The following is a 20,807-nucleotide window of genomic DNA, read 5'->3' on the forward strand; positions in this document are numbered from 1 at the left end:
TAAATGCTGCGAAGGAGAGAACCTAGTAACCGCATTCGAAGAGATAATCAATTACAAAACAATTACCGTAATACTTAACAAAATGCATACTAAGGACACCAAGTGGCAAACTAAAATCATGGAGGTGTATATAGTGAGCAACAGCCCAAAGAACAATTTAAGTGGTAACGCTAGTGATGAGCAAGCGGCTAGGAAGAATTTATCAAGGGAGTTTGATCATGAACTTGCAAACAAACCCTTGACACCGGCAGAGAGACATAATAATAAGAAAACGAAGAAGCGGCAATGAGCTAAATGATGTAAGCCCGAATTAATAAGCGCACTTAAATCAAAGTTTTAAAATTTAAAGATTCCTATTATCAAACAAACCATACTAAAAGCCCAAATAATTCAAGCAACCACTATTTGTAATGAATTTTCTTCAGATGCCATTACGTGTTCATAATCAAAGGCGTTGTTAAGTAGAATTGTTGTTTTTCAGGTATAAAATATGGGAATGTCCGATTTGGACGTTCCCGTTCTTATTCCATTAAAGCTAATGAAGTTTTTTTAATAGATGCGTTTAACTGCCCAAGCTCCTTGCATTTTACTAAGGAATACAATTTGCCCAATATGATATGCGTCGTGCATTGCTAAACTCTTCAGTTCAAGCACTAATGTTCTTTCTCCAGGGATCTGTCTATACAAATCTTCATGTTCTGATTTTGCTAGTATTTTTTCAAGTTCACGATGAACATAAAAGTATTCTTGTTTTGTTTCCTTCCAATTTTGAAACGTCTCAGTTGGTAATCGAAATGTAGATTCATTATCTTCTGCCTGGGGTTCATTCGCTGTTTCTCCAAGAAATCGCATCAGAAGTCTCTTTTTATAGAAAAGTAAATGACAAACTAATTCCCAAATGGAATTCATTGCCCCATCAGCTGGTTTCCAAATTGCCTGTTCAAAAGTGATATCCTCTAGCACTTTTTCAATTGGTGGAAACCAGTCTTCTTCATCTAAGCAGCTTGCCCATTGCTGTAACAAAAGTGTCTTTACGTCCATTTTCTATTCCCTCCAATTTTATATCTCCATTTATACATACTAATTCGATTCACTTATCTAAACTCCTTCTTGTTCAACCAAACTCCTGCGTTAGTGCAATAAGGTTTTTTAGTATTAAATTATCGTTCAGGCGACTCATTAATCTTCTTTATATCTTGTTCCTTCATAAAGTTAATAGCTTTTTCAACTGTTAATATATCATTTTCCATCCAATTATTTCTGATTTCCAAAACTAATGATTGAACAAAACCTTTGCCATTAGCCACCTTCCATTCCAACAAAAATGCGATTAAGAAGACAATATGTTTAGTCGACATAATGAAATGGTACTTCTATGTCGTTTATCCATATGGCAAGCGGAACCAAAGAAAAATAGTATCTACCGAGCTACCGAAATGGTATCTTCGGAAGCTATAAAAAAGAGTAGTGAAGTATTTTTTCTCTAATTAGCCAAACCAAACGCATCATGTCTTCACAAATTCTAAGAGGGCGATGGACACCTTAAAGTAATGCAATCACTTCAAGGGCATTTTTAAGGAGCAAGAGACCTTAGGTGTACTTGCGCATTTTTTTCTTATAAGTTGGGGATGAATGTATAGTGTTGACGAATAGAAGGAAATAGGTTAAAATTTTAAATAATTTACCGTACTAGTACTCTAGTGTATTAAAGTGAAATTAGGAGTGAATCGAATGGGTAAGATTCAAATGTTTGAGAAGCCTTTAGGAATGAGAGATTCTTTTCCGGAAGTAAATGAGCAAAAAGAATATATTCGTTCGATAGCGAGAGATTTTATTCGCAGCAAAGGATACGACTTTATAAAAACTCCATCGGTTGAGTATTTTGAAACGATCGGAAAAGCTTCTGCTATAGATGAGTCATCTTTATTTAAATTAGTAGACAATCAAGGGGAAATGCTCGTTTTACGTCCAGACATGACTACGCCGATTGCAAGAATAGCTGCTTCCAAACTATTAAAAGAAAAAAATCCCTTACGTTTAGCATATTTCGCAAACGTATTTCGTGCACAACATAGAGAAGGTGGAAGACCAGCGGAGTTTGAACAACTGGGGCTAGAATTGATTGGAGATTTTAGCGCATATGGTGATAGTGAAATAATCCATACAGCAGTTGAACTTGTTAAAGAACTCGGGGTAGAGAGCTTTCGAATTACTATTGGACATGCAGGAGTACTGTCAGCAATACTAACCAATAATACAAAAACAGAAGAACAAGTGGACTCTTTGAGACAACTGTTAGTAGAGAAAAATCTTGTTGGTTTTGAACAAAAGGTAGAAGAAATGCAACTATTGGACAAACAAAAAAAGAACCTCATAAAACTGATTGATTATACAGTGGACTCTAAGGAATTAGAGAATTTGCGACCATTCTTAACGGACGAGCAGCAATATTTAATGGATCAAGTGGACCAATTGCAACGTTTATTAGAAATACAATTAAGCGATTCTTCTATTGTTTCTTTTGATTTTACGCTAGCGAGTCATATGAGTTATTACACAGGTATGCTGTTTGAAATTCATGCTGAAGGTAGTGGGTTTCCTATTGGTAACGGCGGTAGATATGATGAACTATTTAAACAGTTTAATGAAACAGTTGGAGCTATTGGATTTGGGCTAAGGGTAGATAGACTCTTAGAGGTACTACCTCGAAAAGAAATAAAGGAAAAACATACACTCTTTTTATTTCAAGCAGGACTTTATTCTAAAGCAAATAAGCTTGCAGAAGAAAGAAGAAAAAAAGCGGAACGAGTAACGCTTCAATATGTAGAAAGTGTAAATGATTTAAATGCATATACTAAAAGTTTTGATGAAGTAATAATCGTTTCAGAAGGTGGTTCTTTGCGTGAATGAACTAACAATTGCAATGCCAAAAGGGCGCATATTTGAAGAAGCATATAAATTGTTTGTGGAAGTAGGTTTTGATTTACCTAAAGAAATAAATGATTCGAGAAAGTTAATCGTGGAAGCTCCGAACGAGCGAATTCAATTTATACTAGCTAAACCAATGGACGTACCTGTATATGTTGAACATGGAGTTGCAGACATCGGGATTGCTGGAAAAGATGTATTGTTGGAGCAGAAGCGCGATGTCCATGAGTTACTTGATTTGTGTATTAGTAATTGCTACATCGCTACTGCTGGACTTCCAAATACGAAAATGAATGAAATAGCACCAAGAGTTGCAACGAAATATCCGACCATAGCAACGAACTTTTATAAGGAAAAAGGGGAGCAAGTGGAGATCATTGAGTTAAATGGTTCTATTGAGTTGGCACCAATGATTGGGTTAGCGGATCGAATAGTTGATATCGTTTCTACAGGTCGAACGTTAAAAGAAAATGGACTAGTTGAATATGAAAGAATTGTAAACATATCATCTCGACTAATTGTTAATCCTGTAAGCTATCGAGTGAAACGAGAACGAATAAAAGAATTCGTTGCACGATTAAAAAATGAATTGAACAAAAGGTAGGGAATCCTATGAAAATAGCAAAGCTGTCCAATACAATTTCATTACAACGTTCAGTAGAACAAGCAAATGTGGATCATGTCACAACTGTTCGTCAAGTGATTGATCATGTTCGTCAAAATGGGGATAAGGCGCTTTTTGACTATACAGAGAAATGGGACGGAGCAAAGCTTTCAAACCTACAAGTGACGAAAGAAGAGATAGAAGAAGCATTTAACAACTTTGACCCACAATTGGTTAAAGACTTAGAAGAAGCGGCAGCTAATATTCGAGCATTTCACTCGCTGCAAGTACATCCAAATATTGATTTCCCATTGGAAAAAAGTTCTTATATAAAATATAAAATTACACCTTTAGATGCAGTTGGATTGTATGTCCCTGGAGGTACTGCTGCTTATCCGTCTTCTGTATTAATGAATGCTATTCCAGCAATGGTTGCTGGAGTTAACCGAATAGTAATTGTGTCACCACCATCAAAAGAAGGAAAACTTCCTGCTTCTGTCCTTGTAGCAGCTCATATTGCTGGAATAACAGAAATTTATAAGGTGGGAGGAGCTCAGGCAATTGCAGCTCTTGCTTATGGTACTGAAACAATTAGAGCGGTAGATAAAATAACAGGTCCAGGCAATAGCTATGTAGCTCTTGCAAAAAGAGAAGTGTTTGGAAAAGTAGCGATTGATATGATTGCGGGTCCGAGTGAAATAGCGATCATTGCGGATCATACCGCTTTTGCGGATGAAGTTGCATCTGATTTGTTAGCTCAAGCAGAGCATGATCGATTTGCTAGTTCGGTTTTAATTACAACGAGCGAAAAACTCGCAAAAGAAGTCCAATTGGAAGTAGAAAAACAATTAAAGCAGCTTCCTCGAGAAGAAATTGCGAGAGCTTCGATTGAAAACTTCGGTCTTATTTATATTGCTGAAACTTTAGAACAAGCAGTAAATGCAGTTAATGAGCTTGCACCGGAGCATTTAGAAATTATGACGGACCAGCCAGAAAAAATCAGTGAACAAATAAAGCATGCTGGAGCAATTTTTATCGGAAGATTTAGTAGTGAACCAGTTGGGGATTATTTTGCGGGGACTAATCATGTACTTCCTACAAATAGCACGGCTAGATTTTCAAGTGGATTATGCGTGGATGATTTCGTGAAAAAAACAAGTATTGTATATTATTCGGAAGAAATGTGGCAAGAACAATATCCAAAAATTGCTCGTTTAGCAAGATTGGAGCAATTAGAAGGGCATGCCCGTTCAGTCGAATCACGAAGCTGGAGTAAGGAGGAATTCAATTGATAAATAAAAGAATGGCTAAAATTGAAAGAATGACAAATGAAACAAAGGTACTTGTTGAAATAGATTTAGATGGTGAAGGAAATGCAGTGATTGATACTGGAGTTCCTTTTATGGACCATATGCTCGATTTATTTACGAAACATGGATTATTCAATGCAACAATAAAAGCAAATGGCGATACACATATCGATGATCACCATACTACAGAGGACATTGGAATCGTTTTAGGTCAGGCTATGAAAGAGGCATTAGGCGATAAAAAAAGTATAAAGCGATATGGGAATGCATTTGTACCAATGGATGATGCACTAGCACAAGTGGTAATTGATATCTCAAATCGACCGCATTTAGAATTCCGTGCTCAATTTCCAACACAAAAAGTAGGAAATTTCGATACAGAACTTGTACATGAGTTCCTATGGAAATTTGCACTGGAAGCCCGTATGAATGTGCATGTCATTGTTCATTATGGCATGAATACACATCATATGATTGAAGCAATTTTCAAAGCATTAGCACGTGCAATTGATGATGCCATTACAAAAGACGAACGTGTGAAAGGTGTCCCTTCCACGAAAGGACTACTTACATAATAAAGGGAGAGTACCGATATGACGACCATTCAAGTTTACCCAGCGATTGATATGAAAGGTGGAAAATGTGTCCGTCTATATCAAGGCGATTATGAGCAAGAAACTATTTACGGAGAATCTCCATTTGATATGGCTAAAAAGTTTGCAGATGAGGGGGCGACTTGGATCCATCTAGTCGATTTAGATGGTGCAAAAGACGGTGAGAAAATTCATGCTCAGGAAGTAATTCGAATTGCAAAAGAACTTCCTGTGAATGTGCAAATTGGAGGAGGAATTCGTTCGAAAGACGATGTCCGATTTTATTTAGAAAATGGAGTGAATCGTGTTATTATTGGCAGTCTTGCTATATCACAACCAGAAATAGTTGCCGACTTAATCAATGAGTTTGGTGGAGAAAGAATTGTTATTGGACTTGATGCTAAAGATGGAATGGTGGCTACACATGGTTGGTTAGAAACATCTACACAATCAGCCGTTGAAGTTGGACAGTATTTTGCCTCAAAAGGTGCTAAACATGTCATTTTCACTGACATTGCAACAGATGGTACGCTTCAAGGACCAAACTTAGTTGCAAACAAAGAGCTTGCAGAAGCAACTGGACTTTCCATTATCGTCTCGGGAGGAATTAGCTCGCTGGAAGATATCGGAGAAGTTGTAAAGCTAGCTAAAGAAACAACAGTCCGTGGAGTAATAACAGGAAAAGCATTATATAATAAGCGGTTTTCTTTGACGGAAGCTTTGCAGGAGGTTACAAAATGGTAAAGAAAATTATTCCTTGTCTTGACGTGAAAGATGGACGAGTTGTTAAAGGGGTTCAATTTGTAGGACTAAGAGATGCTGGGGATCCTGTGGAACTAGCTGCATTTTATGATAAAGAAGGTGCGGATGAGCTAGTTTTTTTAGATATATCGGCTTCGATTGAAGGCCGCGAAACTATGATTGATGTCGTGAAAAAGACAGCAGAAAAAATTTCAATTCCTCTAATCGTTGGTGGTGGAATTCGTACGACAGAAAATATGCAGCAATTATTAGATGCGGGAGCAAGTAAGGTTTCGATTAATAGCGCAGCAATTAATAATCCATCTATAATTACAGATGGTGCAGAACTATTTGGTTCTAATAAAATAATTGTCGCAATCGACGTAAAATGGTCCGAGAAGGATCAAGATTGGTTTGTTTACACACATGGTGGACAAAAGAAAACAGAATGGAAAGTACTCGACTGGTCAAAAGAAGTAGAAAATCTCGGAGCTGGTGAAATTTTACTCACAAGTATGGATTGTGATGGTGAAAAAAATGGCTACGATATTGCAGTTACTAAACTTGTAAAAGATGCTGTTTCAATTCCTGTTACGGCCAGTGGTGGAGCTGGAAATGTGGAACATATCTTAACTGCCTTTACAGAAGCTAATGCGAATGCTGCACTAGCTGCTTCCATTTTTCATTTTAAAGAAACAAGTGTCCGTGAAGTGAAAAATTACGTCCGTGAAAGAGGAGTAGAGGTAAAATGAAAAAATTGCAGTTTGATGAAAAAGGACTTATCCCTGTTATTGTTCAACATGCTCTAACAAGAGAGGTATTAACCCTCGCATATATGAATGAAGAAGCGTATACAAAAACAGTAGAGACGAAGGAAACTTGGTTCTTCAGTAGAAGTAGACAGGAATTATGGCATAAAGGGGAAACTTCCGGAAATACGCAACAAGTCATTACGATTCGAAAAGATTGTGATTCAGATGCGTTAGTGGTCGAAGTAATACCAAATGGAGCAGCTTGTCACACTGGGGAAGAAACTTGCTTCCACAATACAGTAGAGAAGTTCGCTGATACTGTTGGGTACAATGTAATTACTTCTTTGATTCAGATCATTGAAGAAAGAGAAAGAGAAATGCCAGAAGGGGCATACACCACTTATTTATTTGAAAAAGGTGTAGATAAAATATGTAAAAAGATTGGGGAAGAGTCTGCTGAGGTGATTATCGCTTCTAAAAATAATGACGGCGAGGAATTGAAGTGGGAAGCAGCGGATCTTATTTATCACATGCTAGTGCTCTTACAAAATCAAAAAGTAAGCTTCTATGACCTTTTACAAGTATTGCAAAAAAGACATGAGAGTAAAACACATAAAAAATAATTGTTTATGATATACTGAAGAATATACTGATAAGGGACGTTAAAGCTTCTAGCTGGTGGATGCTACTAACTTTTATCAAGCAAGGTTGATAAAAAATGGGCTCACATACGCAAGGTGTTGAGATACGTTCCTTATTATTTTTCGGAGGATTATCTTGAATAAAAAAAGTAAAAAGATTTTAAAAGAAAATATTATTTCATTTTTGCCTACAGGCGAATACTACTATAAAAAAGCATTAGATGAGCTTCAAAAAGAACAATACGAAAAAGCACATAAATATTTAAAAAGAGCTGTAGATTTAAGTCCGGATGATCCATTAATTTTAATGCAATATGCCATCTTACAAATGGAATTAGATAACTTTGACTTTGCACATGAACTTCTAAGAAAAGCATACGATGTTGATCCTAAAGAGTCAGAAATTGTTTTTTTCCTGTCCGAAGTAAATGCACATTTAGGGAACTTTATGGATGCCAATCGATTTGCAAAAATGTATTTAGAAATGGATATTCGCGGAGAGTATACAGAAGAAGCAATGGAGATAGTAGACTTTACAGAGCAAGAAGATATGGAATCTATGGAAATGGGAAGTCCGTCTAGTGAAGCTCTTTTTCTTCAAGAAAAATCACGACGTTTAATGGAGCAAGGAAAATTTCAAGAAGCTGTAGAATTGCTGGAATCATTGATCATTGATAATCCGGACTTTTGGGCAGCTTACAATAACTTGGCGCTAGCTTATTTCTATATAGGAGAAGAAGAGCAAGCAAAAGCCTTACTTCATCAAGTTTTAAGTGAAAATAGAGGGAATATTCATGCGCTTTGTAATTTAGCTGTTATTCATTATTATGAAAAAAATACAGAAGAATTAGAAGAAATTAGTGATTTCCTATCTAAGATTAATCCCTACTTTATCGAGCATCGATATAAAATGGGTGCAACTTTTGCATTGATTGGAAAATATGAAGAGGCATTTAAATGGTTACGGAGCTTACAACGAAAAGGTTTTGAAGGGGACCCAGGCTTTTATTTTTGGTTAGCTCATTCCGCATACTTTGCAGGGCATGAGGAAATTGCCCGGAATGCTTGGAAGACACTTCTCAAATTAGACCCAGAAAAAGCGGGATTCGAGCCATGGTTACCTCAAATGAAAGATATCAACTCCCATGGGTCAGAACATCAAAAGGAATTCATTTTGGAAAAGCTTCAAAGTAAACATGTAAGTGAACGAATCTTTGGCTTTTATTTGTTAGGAAAATCAAAACATCGGCAAGAAATAATTTCTCATCCGCAATGGATTAAGGTAGAAGAATTAAATACAATGGAAAAATTATTTTTAGCACAATCCTTAGGACATTCATTTGATGAAAAGTCTGTCGCAGAAAAAGCTTTTTTACGAGCAATTGCAGCAACAGATTTGTTATATGAAAAATATAAACCCCTTGCACAATCAGCTACTTACTTGTTTCAAATGTGGTTTATGTTGATAGAACGTGCATTAGAAAAGGGATATGGCTTCAAAAATCCAAAAGCATTAGCAGCTGCAACTGAGTATATGTTTGAATCATCACGTTCCAAAAATGTGACGAAAAAGTATTTTGCGGATCAGTACGGGATTACTACAAATACCTTAACCAAATATGTCAATGAACTAATTCAGTTTTTGCCGCTATTTAATGCATAAGCAAAATAGTTGAAGCAAGTACAAAAATCCTATAGATTGAGTGTTAGTAGAATTGTAGGGGGAATTAGCAATGACTGAAGAAAAAATTTATGATGTAATAATAATTGGAGCTGGGCCTGCTGGAATGACTGCCGCTGTATATACTTCTCGTGCAAATCTTTCAACACTTATGATTGAACGCGGGATTCCTGGTGGACAAATGGCGAATACAGAAGAAGTAGAAAACTATCCAGGTTTTGAAACAATTTTAGGTCCTGAACTTTCTACAAAAATGTTCGACCATGCAAAGAAATTCGGTGCTGAGTATGCATACGGTGACGTTGCAGAAATCGTAGATGGCGAACAATATAAAACAGTAAAAGTTAGTGGGAAAGAATATAAAGCATTAGCAGTAATTATTTCATCTGGTGCTGAATATAAGAAAATGGGAATTCCAGGTGAAACGGAACTTGGAGGACGCGGAGTAAGTTATTGTGCGGTATGTGATGGTGCATTCTTTAAAGGAAAAAGACTTGTTGTTGTAGGCGGCGGAGACTCTGCCGTTGAAGAAGGTGCTTTTTTGACTAAGTTTGCGGAAAAAGTAACGATTATTCACCGTCGCGATGCGTTACGTGCTCAAAAGATACTACAAGATCGTGCATTTGCCAATGAAAAAATCGACTTTATTTGGAATACTACAATTAAAGAGATTAATGGCAAAGACGGAAAAGTAGCTGGAGTAAAATTGGTCTCTACAATAGATAATTCAGAACGAGAATTGGAAACAGACGGAGTTTTTGTTTACGTAGGAATGTTACCTTTAACAAAACCATTCAAAAGCTTAGGTATCTTAAATGATAATGGATATATCGTTACGAATGAAAAAATGGAAACATCGGTTCCTGGAATTTTCGGCGCTGGGGACGTGCGCGAAAAAATGCTTCGACAAATTGTTACTGCAACTGGAGATGGCAGTATAGCTGCTCAAGCTGCACAACATTATATTGAAAATCTTAAAGATAAAAATACTGCAAACGTATAATTTAATGTTATTTTAATCCATTTGTAACCTAATTGAAATAAATAAGGTGTATATTAAGGAGTATAAATACCCCTTTTTATATAAGCAATATTTGAACAGGCTGTTTCTCGATTTTAATCGATGAAGCAGCCTCTTTTTGAGTGTTAATAGAAAATGTAAACTATTCTACTAAGTAATTGTCATACTCAAAAGTATCCGCCTATGCGAGAGCGTAAACGGTCAATACGAGAGCACTCATCGCTAATACGAGAGCAATCCGCTTTAACGAGAGCATTAACGGCCTATACGAGAGGAATCATCGTCAATACGAGAGCAATCCGCTTAAACGAGAGCGTAAACGGCCTATATGAGAGCACTCATCTCCAATGCGAGAGCAATCTGGCTTTACCGAGAGCGTAAACGGCCTATACGAGAGCAATCCGCTTTACCGAGAGCGTTAACCACCTATACGAGAGCACTCATCGCCAATGCAAGAGCAATCTAGCTTTACCGAGAGCGTAAACGGCTGATACGAGAGCACTCATCGTCAATGCGAGAGCAATCCGCTTAAACGAGAGCGTAAACGGCCGATACGAGAGCACTCCGCGCCAATGCGAGAGCAATCCGCTTAAACGAGAGCGTAAACGGCCGATACGAGAGCACTCATCGTCAATGCGAGAGCAATCCGCTTTACCGAGAGCGTTAACCACCTATACGAGAGCACTCATCGGCAATGCGAGAGCAATCTAGCTTTACCGAGAGCGTAAACGGCCGATACGAGAGCACTCATCGCCTATACGAGAGCACTCCTCTTTAACGAGAGCGTTAACGACCTATGCGAGAGCACTTTCCGCCAATACGAGAGCACGCCAGAGCAAATATTTCATCCAAAGCAATCGGGTAGGGAAAAACAAGAGGTTCTTAAAGGGCACATGCGCATTTCAAATGAATTTCATGTATAATATTTAATAATAAGTAAAGATAGTTTTGGAGTGATTATTCTTGCAGCGAATCGCAAATTTACTCATATGCAAAGATGGGCAAGTTCTTTTATTAAAAAAGCCTAGAAGAAATTGGTACGTTGCCCCAGGTGGAAAAATGGAAGTTGGTGAGTCCATTCTGAATTCTGCTATTAGAGAGTTTACAGAAGAGACGAATACGATTCCAATCGACCCCCATTTAAAGGGTATTTATACAATGGTCATTGAAGAAAATGGTAACCAAATAGATGAGTGGATGCTATTTACATTTGTCGCAAAAGATTTAGAAGGAACTCCTTTTCAAGAAACAAATGAAGGCATCCTAGAATGGCATCCAGTAGAAGACTTACATGTATTACCTATGGCTGAAGGAGATCGAACGAATCTGTTATTTGCTGTTCAAGAGCAAGGAATACAATATGGTACATTTGTATACACACCCGACTTTACGCTAATAAAAGAAACGATTCAACAGTCAGTGGAGGGAGAAGTAAACAATGGAAAGTCAGCAAAAGCTTGAAACTGAAGTGGTTATTATCACTGGTATGTCAGGAGCAGGAAAGACAGTAGCAATTCAAAGCTTTGAAGACCTAGGCTATTATTGTATCGATAATTTACCTCCGGAACTTTTAGGAACATTTATCAATTTAATGATAGATTCCAATAAACAACCTCGTAATATTGCAGCGGTAATGGATTTGCGAGGGGGGGAAATGTTTCATACTTTAGTTGATTCGGTTAATAGTCTTCAGGAAGCAACTTCTGTTACTCCTAAAGTTTTGTTTCTAGACGCAGAAGATGAAGTTTTAGTGAGAAGGTATAAAGAGACTAGAAGATCGCATCCACTAGCGAACTCTGGACTTCCTTTAGATGGGATAAAAAAAGAAAGAGAGTTATTATCTGATTTAAAAGGAAGGGCACAATTCATTTATAATACTTCCAAAATGAAACCTCGTGAATTACGTGAAAAAATACAAGATGAATTTTCTGCAAAAGGAAGTAAGATTTTTACTGTAAATATTATGTCATTTGGCTTTAAACATGGTATTCCTATTGATGCGGATTTAGTATTTGACGTTCGTTTTCTACCCAATCCTTATTATATAGAGGAATTAAGATTGAAATCGGGGTTAGATGAGGAAGTTTCTAGTTACGTCTTAAAATGGGTTGACACAAAAACGTTAATCGAAAAGTTAACAGACTTGTTTTTATTTATGATTCCCCAATATAAACGGGAAGGTAAAACTCAACTTGTCATTGCATTTGGATGTACCGGTGGACAACATCGTTCAGTTACACTTGCAGAATACTTTGGAAAACAACTAAAAGCAGACGATAAAACGATTATTACGCACAGAGATGTTACAATAAGAAAGGAATGAAGTAATGAATCGTACACAACACCAAAAGAAAATAGTTATAATTGGTGGGGGTACGGGATTATCAACTTTACTTCGTGGTTTAAAGAAATTTCCAATCGATATTACAGCAATTGTTACTGTAGCAGATGATGGTGGAAGTTCTGGGCGATTACGAGATGAATATGATATTCCACCACCTGGTGATGTTCGAAATGTTTTAGCTGCACTATCAGATGTAGAGCCTCTTGTGGAGGAAATGTTTCAGTATCGTTTTTCCAATTCTACTGAATTAGAAGGTCATTCTTTAGGTAACTTAATGTTAACTGCATTAACTTCTATTACCGGAGATTTTGCCAATGCAATCCGGGAAATGAGCCAAGTATTGAAAGTGCATGGAAAAGTACTTCCGGCTGCAAACCAGCTAGTAACACTTCACGCGCAATACGAGGATGATACAATAATTAGTGGAGAATCCAAAATTCCGAAGTATGATCAGAAAATAAAAAAAGTATTTATTACTCCCGAAGATGTGAAACCGTTACCGGAAACACTTAAAACCATTGCAGAAGCAGATATCATAGCAATTGGACCGGGAAGCCTTTATACGAGTATTCTTCCTAACTTATTAGTAGAAGATATAAAAAAAGCAATAATAAACTCTAAAGCAAAAAAAGTATATATTTGTAATTTAATGACTCAAGCAGGGGAAACGAGTAATTATACTGCTTCAGATCATGTTCAAGCACTTATCGATCATATGGGAAAAAATTTCATCGATACAGTCTTAATTAGCAAGGAAGAGATTCCTGAAAACGTGCAATATTTATATAAACAAGAAAAAGCTTCTCCTGTTAAAATAGATGTGGAAGTATTAGAAACATTAAATATAGAAATCGTAAAGAAAGATATTTCAGTTGTGTATGATGGTGCAGTTCGCCATGATTCCATAGAAGTCGCAAAATGGCTAGTAGAGTATGCGGGTTAATAGAATAATCGTTAGCAGTCTCTAGCAAGAAAGGGGGAAACGGATATGTCGTTTGCTTCTGAAACAAAAAAAGAAATGACGCAAGAAGAATCGAAACCATGCTGTGCAAAAGCTGAACTTTCCGCACTTATTCGGATGAATGGTTCTTTGTCATTTAGCAATAAAATGCTTAGTTTAGATGTTCAAACAGAAAACGCCGCAATAGCAAGAAGGCTATATACTTTGATAAAATCTTTATACCCATATCAAGTAGAATTGCTTGTTCGAAAAAAAATGAGATTGAAAAAAAATAATATATATATTTGTCGTGTTCGTGAAGGTGCAAAGAATTTACTAGAAGATTTGAAAATATTAAATGAGGGCTTTCAATTCGAATATTCGATTTCAAAAGAACTTGTGAAAAAGAATTGCTGTAAGCGTGCTTATTTAAGAGGAGCTTTCTTAGCAGGAGGATCCGTTAATAATCCTGAGACGTCTTCCTATCATTTAGAAATTTATTCATTATATAAAACACATAGTGATGCACTCGTAGACCTGATGAATGAATTCGAGCTAAATGCAAAAACGATCGAACGAAAAAAAGGCTATGTTGCTTATTTAAAGGAAGCAGAAAAAATTTCCGATTTCTTAAGCATTGCTGGTGCACATCATGCATTATTGAAGTTTGAGGATGTTCGAATTATACGAGATATGCGAAACAGTGTAAATCGTCTCGTTAACTGTGAAACGGCGAATCTAAACAAAACGATTAGTGCCGCTATTAGACAGGTTGAAAATATACGATTTATCGAGAATTCGGTTGGTTTAGATCAACTACCAGAAAAATTAAGAGAAATTGCAAGGTTGCGTGTTGAATATCAAGATGTTACATTGAAAGAATTAGGTGAAATGGTTTCGACTGGGAACGTAAGTAAATCCGGTATTAATCATCGTTTACGAAAAATAGATGAAATTGCAGATGCACTTCGTAGAGGCGAGACAATTTAGTGAAATGGAGCGTATAATCATGACAGAAAAACATGTGGAAGTGAAATTACCAGCAGGGTTGCAAGCAAGGCAAGCAGCATTATTTGTTCAAGAAGCTAATCGTTATATTGCTGATGTTTACTTAGAAAAGGAAGATAAAAAAGTAAATGCAAAAAGTATTATGGGAATTATGAGCTTAGCAATAAGCAAAGGAATAACTGTAAACTTAAGTGCTGATGGCTCGGATGAAGAAGAAGCAGTAGAAGCGCTAGCAAAATTTATCTCAAATGAAGCATAGAAATTAACGCCTCCCTCGTCATTCCGGACGAAAAGGCGTTTTTTTTTCGTTGATAAGTCACATAGTTCGGAAAAGCTGTTTACGTCTTGTAAGGTAGGTGCTTATGGCGCCGGTTTAGGTGCTGATGACATCTAGTAAGGTGCTTATGGCGAGGGTTTAGGTGCTGATGACCTCTAGTAAGGTGCTTATGGCGCCGGTTTAGGTGCTGATGACCTCGGTAGGTGCTTATGGCGGCGGTTTAGGTGCTGGTGACCGCGGTAGGTGCTTATAGATACGGTTTAGGTGCTAATGACATCTAGTAGGTGCTTATGGCGGCGGTTTAGGTGCTGATGACATCTAGTAGGTGCTTATGGAGACGGTTTAGGTGCTGATGACCTCGGTAGGTGCTTATATGTGGTGCTCGGGCTAGGTTATGTGGTACTCGTACCTATTTATGTGGTACTCAGACTAGGTTATGTGGTGCTGGTTCCAATTTATGTGGTGCTCAAACTGGGTTATGTGGCACTCAGAATGTGTCCAAAAGTAGCTATCCTTCGCAAAAAAATACCCAAGGAAATTGGAGTTTCCCTGGGTACAATTGTTATTAAGCTTTTTTCATTTCGCTACGGGAAATGATATGGTCGATTAAACCGTATTCTTTAGCACGTTCTGCAGTCATGAAGTTATCACGATCTGTATCTCTTGAAACGACTTCTAAAGGTTGGCCAGTACGTTCTGCCATAATGCCATTTAACTTGTCGCGTAGATATAAGATACGTTTAGCAGCAATTTCGATTTCAGTTGCTTGCCCTTGTGCTCCACCAAGTGGTTGGTGAATCATAACTTCTGCATTAGGAAGCGCATAACGTTTCCCTTTTGCTCCAGCAGTTAGTAAGAAAGCACCCATAGAAGCGGCCATACCGATACAAATCGTTTGTACATCTGGTTTGATGAACTGCATTGTATCGTAGATTGCCATACCAGAAGTAATGCTTCCGCCTGGGCTATTAATATAGATGGAGATATCTTTTTCTGGATCTTCTGCTTCTAAAAATAATAGTTGGGCAACGATGGAGTTAGAAACATTATCGTCAATAGCGCTTCCAAGCATGATAATACGGTCTTTTAGTAATCGTGAATAAATGTCATATGCGCGTTCCCCACGATTTGTTTGTTCAATAACTGTAGGAATTAAATTCATCCTGATTGCCTCCTTCAAAGGTGGTATTGTAAGTTGTTTACTGAGAAATATTCTCTCAGTTGTAACTTTATCATACACATTATGGTCAAGGAAGGTCAAATTTTAAGCTTCAAAATGATAGGTTGAATTTTGCACGTTCTATTTGTATAATAGATAAGTCGCTTGTCCTCGTAGTGTAATGGATAACACACAAGCCTCCGAAGCTTGGAATGTGAGTTCGATCCTCGCCGAGGGCATCAATACAATAAAAACATGGAACACTTTAATCATGGTATCACATGGTTAAAGTGTTTTTTATTCAACGTAAGTTCGATGCCATCTATTTTAATTTTTTGTTCTGTTGGTATAGGATCATGATGGTCCCTAATATTATCTATTCTAAACGTAAACTATTCTATTCATCTTTACCCTACAATCTTTATATTAATCAAAGCATTTTTTGAAACCATTTAATGTTTTTTTCGTATAGATAAGTAGGTTTCGCATTTTAGTTTTAAAGGTAGAAATATAATATACTTAATTAGAGGTGAATGAGATGAAGAAATTATTAGGACCGCTAGTAATTATTATTGTGATTATTGCTTTTTTTGCGGCTATATTAGTACCGAGCTATAACGGTTTTGTAAATGGAGAAGAAGATGTCAACCAAGCATATGCTCAAGTTGAAAACCAATTACAACGTCGTATGGATTTGATTCCAAACCTTGTGAATACAGTAAAGGGCTTTGCTTCACATGAAAAAGAAGTACTTAGTAATATCGCGGATGCACGTTCGAAATTAGCAGGGGCGAATACACCGGCGGAACAGGCAACTGCGAATGATCAGTTATCTGGAGCACTGAGCAGATTGTTAGTAGTAGTAGAAAATTATCCTGCTTTAAAAGCAGATGCAAACTTCCGTCAATTAATGGATGAACTTGCTGGAACAGAAAATCGTTTATCCGTTGCAAGACAAGACTATAATGAAGTAGTTTCAAACTACAATAAAAAAGTAAAACGTATGCCAGGAAGTATTGTTGCTTCTATTTTTGGCTTCGATCAAAAAGAATATTTTAAAGCAGACGCAAATGCGAAAGATGCCCCTGTCGTTGATTTTAAAGGAGATGGCAAGTAATGAAAAAAGTTGCGCGAATGCTCATAGTTGCGCTACTTTTATTTCTTTCTATCCCATTAGTAACGGTAGCTGCATCTGATATACCAAAACCTATTCCTGGTGAATCCTACGTGCAAGACTATGAAGGATTTTTGTCTCCATCGACAAAAAAACAAATAGAAGAGCTTGGACTCAAATTAGATAAAGCAACTGGTTCACAAATTGTCGTCATGATTATCAATTCACTAAATGGGCAAGACGTAAATCAATTTAGTGTAGATGTCATAAGAAAATTTGGAATTGGGGATCCAAAGAAGAATAATGGTGTTTTATTTGTAATAGAAACAGATCCTACTAAAAAAGGTAATAGAGATGTATATATTTCAGTCGGCCAAGGCCTTGAAGGGGCATTACCTGATGGGAAAATTGGGCGTATACTGGATGAATATACGTATCCATTTTTAGAACAAGGTTCTGTCAATGAAGCAGTTCTTTCTACGTATCAAGTGCTCTATAATGAAGTAGCAAAAGAATATGGATTAGAAGGCGAGCTCTTGGAACCGCAAAATCCATCTTCATCAGATGAAGGTTTCTCGTTTTCCACTATTATTGGAATTGTGGTTGTAATTTATTTCATATATACAATCATGAGAAATGGTGGAGGCGGCGGAGGTAGTAACGGTAGAAGACGTCGCTCTATTATGTTTGGTCCGGGAAGTTTCGGAGGTGGCTTTGGTGGCGGCTTCGGAGGCGGTGGAAAAGGATCAGGCGGAGGTTTCGGTGGCTTCGGCGGTGGTAGTTCCGGAGGCGGCGGAGCTGGACGTAAGTGGTAAATTATAAATGGAAAAGGCCCTTAGTTGGGCTTTTTCTTTGTTAGAATTTCTTTTTGTGTACCCAAAGTAATGAATGGGGGATTTGGGAATGAAACTAGTAGAGATCAACAAGGATAACTGGCTTCAGACGGTTTTTTTGACGACTAATGTGGATGGGAAGGCGTCCATAGTAGAAAAATTTGTAGCCTCCAATGCGCTATCTATTGTGCAATCCATTTACGAGACTGGATGGATTGTTCGAGGAATAGAGTTAGATAACAAGATTATTGGTTTCACGATGTATGGATTAGATGAAGATACTAAGAATTATTGGATATGTCGATTAATGATTGATTACGCCTGTCAGGGGAAGGGCTACGGCAGAGAAGCAATTCAGTTGATATTGGACGAGATGAAGCAATTGGATGGCTGCGAAACGATCTATCTATCAACCGAGCCAGATAATGAAGTAGCTATAAAACTATACGAAAGCTTCGGATTCCAAAAAACAGGTAAGATCAGTGAAGGGGAAGCGGAGTTTGTTTTGAAATTATGAGTGGGGAGAGAGCGAAGACTCTTCTTTTTTTTATGTCGCAAAAAATCTAGCTTTCAACAAGAAAAAACCAACAATCAGTTGGTTTTTTTGATTATTGTTTTTCAGCTAATTCATCTAGCATCGTCTTGATCCCATCATATATTACGACATGTGGTCCAGTAGTGATGTCGCCATGAAATCCTAAATCAAAACCTGGAGCAAACATTAGCACCCCATCCTCATATAATGTAATGGTATACAAAGTTGTTCCTTTATCTACCTCGTTTGTTAGGAGAATGTGATAATTATCAATTCGGAGAAGAGCTTCAGACCTCTCTTTGATTTCTTGCTCTGATGCCTCTTTGATAGGAAGAAGATCAATAGGTGCCAAAATAGAATTTATTTGTTTTCTATTGGATGTACATCCATGGAGATTTCTCTCTGTATTATCATTCTCGTAAATCTTACCAGTGAAGCAAAGAGTGTCAAAGGATATGGTATCTCTAAAAGATGGTGTTCTTACATCATTGTCTCCAACATATGCGCTAAAATTCTTTATTTTCTCTATAAGCTCCATGCTTCCCCCACCTTTAAAACTATTATATCTACCTATTTTTCCAGGTTCAGAAGTAGAAAAAATAAATTCTTCTCGCAATGTATGATAAATTTTCTGGCCTTGGCTATTCGTTAAGGAAACCTCTATTAATGGGCGATAGATATTCGGATGATCTTTTTCCTGTTTAATCTCTACGTCCTCTAAATGCATCTCTATATCTGTATCTTCTAGGTAAAAATGATATTTGAACACTAGATTGGAACTAATTAAGGATGGCAGAAATCCTTCAGTAAAGTATTCACCAAAAGTGGTTTGATAATAATCCATTAGGTCGGTGTATTCCTTTGATTTTACAAGTTGATCATACTCCTCTTGGTTCTTCGTTACCGTTTTGCTTTGGAGGTTCCACCAATCGTTAATTAAGCGCAAAAGCTCTCTATCCGGTCCGTTATATTCACGCTCTAGTACTGCCATGATAACCTCTTCATTGGTAAGAGGCTTAGTCGATTGCTCTATCTCTGTAGGAAGAGAGTAGGTAATGATTAAAAAAGAGGCGATCGCTATTACCGCTAATGAAATAATTGCTGGAAAGACTTTTCGTCTTCTCTTTGATTGCATTCTTTTCTTTAGGGCTAACCATGTGTGACGCCTTGCTTCATCTGAACGCTCCACATCTTTCATTTCCTCGAAAAGCTCATCGAATTCTTTTGATGGTTCCATTTGCATGACCTCCTTCCTGATGAAACTCCTTTTTAAGTGCCTCAAGTGCTCGTGTCATTTTCATCTTTACTTTTGCCTCGGTCCAGCCAAGTATATAGGCTGTTTCTTGAATCGAACATTCTTGTATCTTGCGAAGGAGCAAGACTTCCTGATAGTCTTTTTTTAGTTTACTTAAGGAGACATACATCCTAGAAAGTTGCTCCTTTTGTTCAAATCGACTTTCTGGTGATCGTGCGTTTATTTCTAAATCATGCTCTTTATCAAAGGAGAAAAATTGAATAACTCTTTTCCTTCGAAAATAGTCATAGGTCACATTACGTGCTATTTTTAATAGCCAGGTGGCAGTTGAAGCTTGCTTATTAAAGGCTTCTAGCCCTTTATATGCTTTATAAAATGTTTCTTGTGTGAGATCTTCGGCACATTCTCTATGACGGACAAGTAAGTATATATAGCTGTAGACTCGATCGCTGTGCTCTCTGTATAGCTGTTCCATTTCCATCTTCTGACCTCCCCTTATTGCTATAGACGAAGGAATAAATAAAAAGTATCACTTTTATTTTACCTTTTTTAGGATAAGTGTTCCTCCAGTCTAAGTAAAAGACTATAATTAAATGTATAATATTATTTTTTGGAGGGATGATATAAAATGGTTGTCCAATTCTACACTAGACCAGGTTGTCATTTATGTGAAGAGGCGAGGCTTATGCTGAAACTTGTACAGGAAGATGTAGCGTTTGAGATACATGAAGTGAATATAGAAGAAGATGAGGAACTTCATGAAAAATATATGCTGATGATTCCAGTTGTTGAATTTGAAGGTGAAATTATTCAATACGGACAAGTAGATTACGCAACAATACTGGAAACATTACTTAAATAATGTTCCAGACTTTTTTAAAAGATTTACTTCGAATCGCAATTTATCTGCAATAAATCGCAAGATAGGAACTTAGAATCGCAAGTTCACCTTTCCGAATCGCAAGATCACTACTCTAAATCGCAAAATCACGACTCCAATTCGCAAGATAAGCACAAAATCGAGATACCTCTTCAAATCGGAACTTCTTTACGATAATTCGCAAGTTCTGC

24 protein-coding genes and 1 tRNA gene are annotated in these 20,807 nt (G+C 37.1%); 20 read left to right on the top strand and 5 right to left on the bottom strand.

Annotated features, from left to right (window positions below):
• The first annotated feature begins 118 nt into the window (after window positions 1-118).
• Entirely contained in the window at window positions 119-289 is a 171-nt protein-coding gene (gene sspO / locus ACTSKG_RS18200; RefSeq protein ID WP_464755938.1) for a small acid-soluble spore protein O, read from the top strand.
• A gap of 260 nt (window positions 290-549) precedes the next feature.
• On the opposite strand, the gene ACTSKG_RS18205 is transcribed toward sspO, so the two are convergent.
• Together ACTSKG_RS18205 and ACTSKG_RS18210 are read right to left on the bottom strand one after the other, a co-directional pair.
• Complete coding sequence (locus ACTSKG_RS18205; protein WP_464755939.1) at window positions 550-1,041, bottom strand: DinB family protein; 492 nt, start codon at window positions 1,039-1,041, stop codon at window positions 550-552.
• A gap of 119 nt (window positions 1,042-1,160) precedes the next feature.
• Window positions 1,161-1,358: a hypothetical protein gene (locus ACTSKG_RS18210; RefSeq protein WP_464755940.1), complete on the bottom strand. Its 198-nt coding sequence runs from the start codon at window positions 1,356-1,358 to the stop codon at window positions 1,161-1,163.
• Window positions 1,359-1,731: 373 nt separating this feature from the next.
• Here ACTSKG_RS18210 and ACTSKG_RS18215 point away from each other — a divergent pair, with 373 nt between their 5' ends.
• From ACTSKG_RS18215 to ACTSKG_RS18280, 14 genes are all read left to right on the top strand, one after another.
• A complete protein-coding gene (locus tag ACTSKG_RS18215) occupies window positions 1,732-2,910 on the top strand; it encodes an ATP phosphoribosyltransferase regulatory subunit (protein ID WP_464755941.1) in 1,179 nt (392 codons plus the stop codon).
• Window positions 2,903-3,532 (top strand): ATP phosphoribosyltransferase, encoded by a 630-nt coding sequence (gene hisG, locus ACTSKG_RS18220; protein ID WP_464755942.1) that lies wholly within the window; start codon window positions 2,903-2,905, stop codon window positions 3,530-3,532. Before ACTSKG_RS18215 ends, hisG begins: the two co-directional genes overlap by 8 nt.
• A gap of 8 nt (window positions 3,533-3,540) precedes the next feature.
• Window positions 3,541-4,824 (top strand): histidinol dehydrogenase, encoded by a 1,284-nt coding sequence (gene hisD, locus ACTSKG_RS18225; protein ID WP_464755943.1) that lies wholly within the window; start codon window positions 3,541-3,543, stop codon window positions 4,822-4,824.
• 11 nt (window positions 4,825-4,835) lie between these two features.
• On the top strand, window positions 4,836-5,417 hold the full coding sequence (gene hisB, locus ACTSKG_RS18230) for an imidazoleglycerol-phosphate dehydratase HisB (protein WP_464758065.1): 582 nt from the start codon (window positions 4,836-4,838) through the stop codon (window positions 5,415-5,417).
• Between the two features lie 18 nt (window positions 5,418-5,435).
• The gene (gene hisA, locus ACTSKG_RS18235) at window positions 5,436-6,179 is read left to right on the top strand and encodes a 1-(5-phosphoribosyl)-5-[(5-phosphoribosylamino)methylideneamino]imidazole-4-carboxamide isomerase (protein ID WP_464755944.1); all 744 of its coding nucleotides are present in this window, start codon (window positions 5,436-5,438) and stop codon (window positions 6,177-6,179) included.
• Window positions 6,173-6,928 carry an imidazole glycerol phosphate synthase subunit HisF gene (gene hisF, locus ACTSKG_RS18240; protein WP_464755945.1) on the top strand — a complete coding sequence of 252 codons (756 nt, stop codon included), beginning with the start codon at window positions 6,173-6,175 and terminating at the stop codon, window positions 6,926-6,928. Before hisA ends, hisF begins: the two co-directional genes overlap by 7 nt.
• Window positions 6,925-7,551 (top strand): bifunctional phosphoribosyl-AMP cyclohydrolase/phosphoribosyl-ATP diphosphatase HisIE, encoded by a 627-nt coding sequence (hisIE, locus tag ACTSKG_RS18245; protein ID WP_464755946.1) that lies wholly within the window; start codon window positions 6,925-6,927, stop codon window positions 7,549-7,551. Before hisF ends, hisIE begins: the two co-directional genes overlap by 4 nt.
• A gap of 154 nt (window positions 7,552-7,705) precedes the next feature.
• Window positions 7,706-9,232, top strand: a complete 1,527-nt coding sequence (locus tag ACTSKG_RS18250) for a tetratricopeptide repeat protein (protein ID WP_464755947.1) — start codon at window positions 7,706-7,708, stop codon at window positions 9,230-9,232.
• Window positions 9,233-9,302: 70 nt separating this feature from the next.
• The gene (gene trxB, locus ACTSKG_RS18255) at window positions 9,303-10,253 is read left to right on the top strand and encodes a thioredoxin-disulfide reductase (protein WP_464755948.1); all 951 of its coding nucleotides are present in this window, start codon (window positions 9,303-9,305) and stop codon (window positions 10,251-10,253) included.
• 981 nt (window positions 10,254-11,234) lie between these two features.
• Window positions 11,235-11,732 (top strand): NUDIX domain-containing protein, encoded by a 498-nt coding sequence (locus tag ACTSKG_RS18260; RefSeq protein ID WP_464755949.1) that lies wholly within the window; start codon window positions 11,235-11,237, stop codon window positions 11,730-11,732.
• On the top strand, window positions 11,710-12,594 hold the full coding sequence (gene rapZ / locus ACTSKG_RS18265; protein WP_464755950.1) for an RNase adapter RapZ: 885 nt from the start codon (window positions 11,710-11,712) through the stop codon (window positions 12,592-12,594). Before ACTSKG_RS18260 ends, rapZ begins: the two co-directional genes overlap by 23 nt.
• Before the next feature lie 4 nt (window positions 12,595-12,598).
• A complete protein-coding gene (locus tag ACTSKG_RS18270; protein WP_464755951.1) occupies window positions 12,599-13,558 on the top strand; it encodes a gluconeogenesis factor YvcK family protein in 960 nt (319 codons plus the stop codon).
• Between the two features lie 45 nt (window positions 13,559-13,603).
• Complete coding sequence (whiA, locus tag ACTSKG_RS18275; RefSeq protein ID WP_464755952.1) at window positions 13,604-14,545, top strand: DNA-binding protein WhiA; 942 nt, start codon at window positions 13,604-13,606, stop codon at window positions 14,543-14,545.
• A gap of 19 nt (window positions 14,546-14,564) precedes the next feature.
• Window positions 14,565-14,822 carry an HPr family phosphocarrier protein gene (locus ACTSKG_RS18280; protein ID WP_464755953.1) on the top strand — a complete coding sequence of 86 codons (258 nt, stop codon included), beginning with the start codon at window positions 14,565-14,567 and terminating at the stop codon, window positions 14,820-14,822.
• A 583-nt stretch (window positions 14,823-15,405) separates the two neighbouring features.
• On the opposite strand, the gene clpP is transcribed toward ACTSKG_RS18280, so the two are convergent.
• Window positions 15,406-16,002, bottom strand: a complete 597-nt coding sequence (gene clpP / locus ACTSKG_RS18285; RefSeq protein WP_464755954.1) for an ATP-dependent Clp endopeptidase proteolytic subunit ClpP — start codon at window positions 16,000-16,002, stop codon at window positions 15,406-15,408.
• A 164-nt stretch (window positions 16,003-16,166) separates the two neighbouring features.
• On the opposite strand from clpP, the gene ACTSKG_RS18290 reads away from it, so the two are divergent.
• The 4 genes from ACTSKG_RS18290 to ACTSKG_RS18305 all read left to right on the top strand — a co-directional run bounded on the left by ACTSKG_RS18290 (window position 16,167) and on the right by ACTSKG_RS18305 (window position 18,463).
• Window positions 16,167-16,238 (top strand) — tRNA-Arg (locus ACTSKG_RS18290).
• A gap of 299 nt (window positions 16,239-16,537) precedes the next feature.
• Window positions 16,538-17,116, top strand: a complete 579-nt coding sequence (locus tag ACTSKG_RS18295; RefSeq protein ID WP_464755955.1) for a LemA family protein — start codon at window positions 16,538-16,540, stop codon at window positions 17,114-17,116.
• A complete protein-coding gene (locus tag ACTSKG_RS18300) occupies window positions 17,116-17,928 on the top strand; it encodes a TPM domain-containing protein (protein ID WP_464755956.1) in 813 nt (270 codons plus the stop codon). The genes ACTSKG_RS18295 and ACTSKG_RS18300 overlap by 1 nt, the downstream gene beginning before the upstream one ends.
• Before the next feature lie 88 nt (window positions 17,929-18,016).
• Entirely contained in the window at window positions 18,017-18,463 is a 447-nt protein-coding gene (locus tag ACTSKG_RS18305; protein ID WP_464755957.1) for a GNAT family N-acetyltransferase, read from the top strand.
• Between the two features lie 91 nt (window positions 18,464-18,554).
• On the opposite strand, the gene ACTSKG_RS18310 is transcribed toward ACTSKG_RS18305, so the two are convergent.
• A complete protein-coding gene (locus ACTSKG_RS18310) occupies window positions 18,555-19,718 on the bottom strand; it encodes a hypothetical protein (RefSeq protein ID WP_464755958.1) in 1,164 nt (387 codons plus the stop codon).
• A complete protein-coding gene (locus ACTSKG_RS18315; protein WP_464755959.1) occupies window positions 19,693-20,217 on the bottom strand; it encodes an RNA polymerase sigma factor in 525 nt (174 codons plus the stop codon). The genes ACTSKG_RS18310 and ACTSKG_RS18315 overlap by 26 nt, the downstream gene beginning before the upstream one ends.
• A gap of 147 nt (window positions 20,218-20,364) precedes the next feature.
• Here ACTSKG_RS18315 and ACTSKG_RS18320 point away from each other — a divergent pair, with 147 nt between their 5' ends.
• A complete protein-coding gene (locus ACTSKG_RS18320) occupies window positions 20,365-20,598 on the top strand; it encodes a glutaredoxin family protein (protein WP_464755960.1) in 234 nt (77 codons plus the stop codon).
• Window positions 20,599-20,807: the final 209 nt, after the last annotated feature.

Source organism: Psychrobacillus syltrankelensis (genome assembly GCF_055454035.1).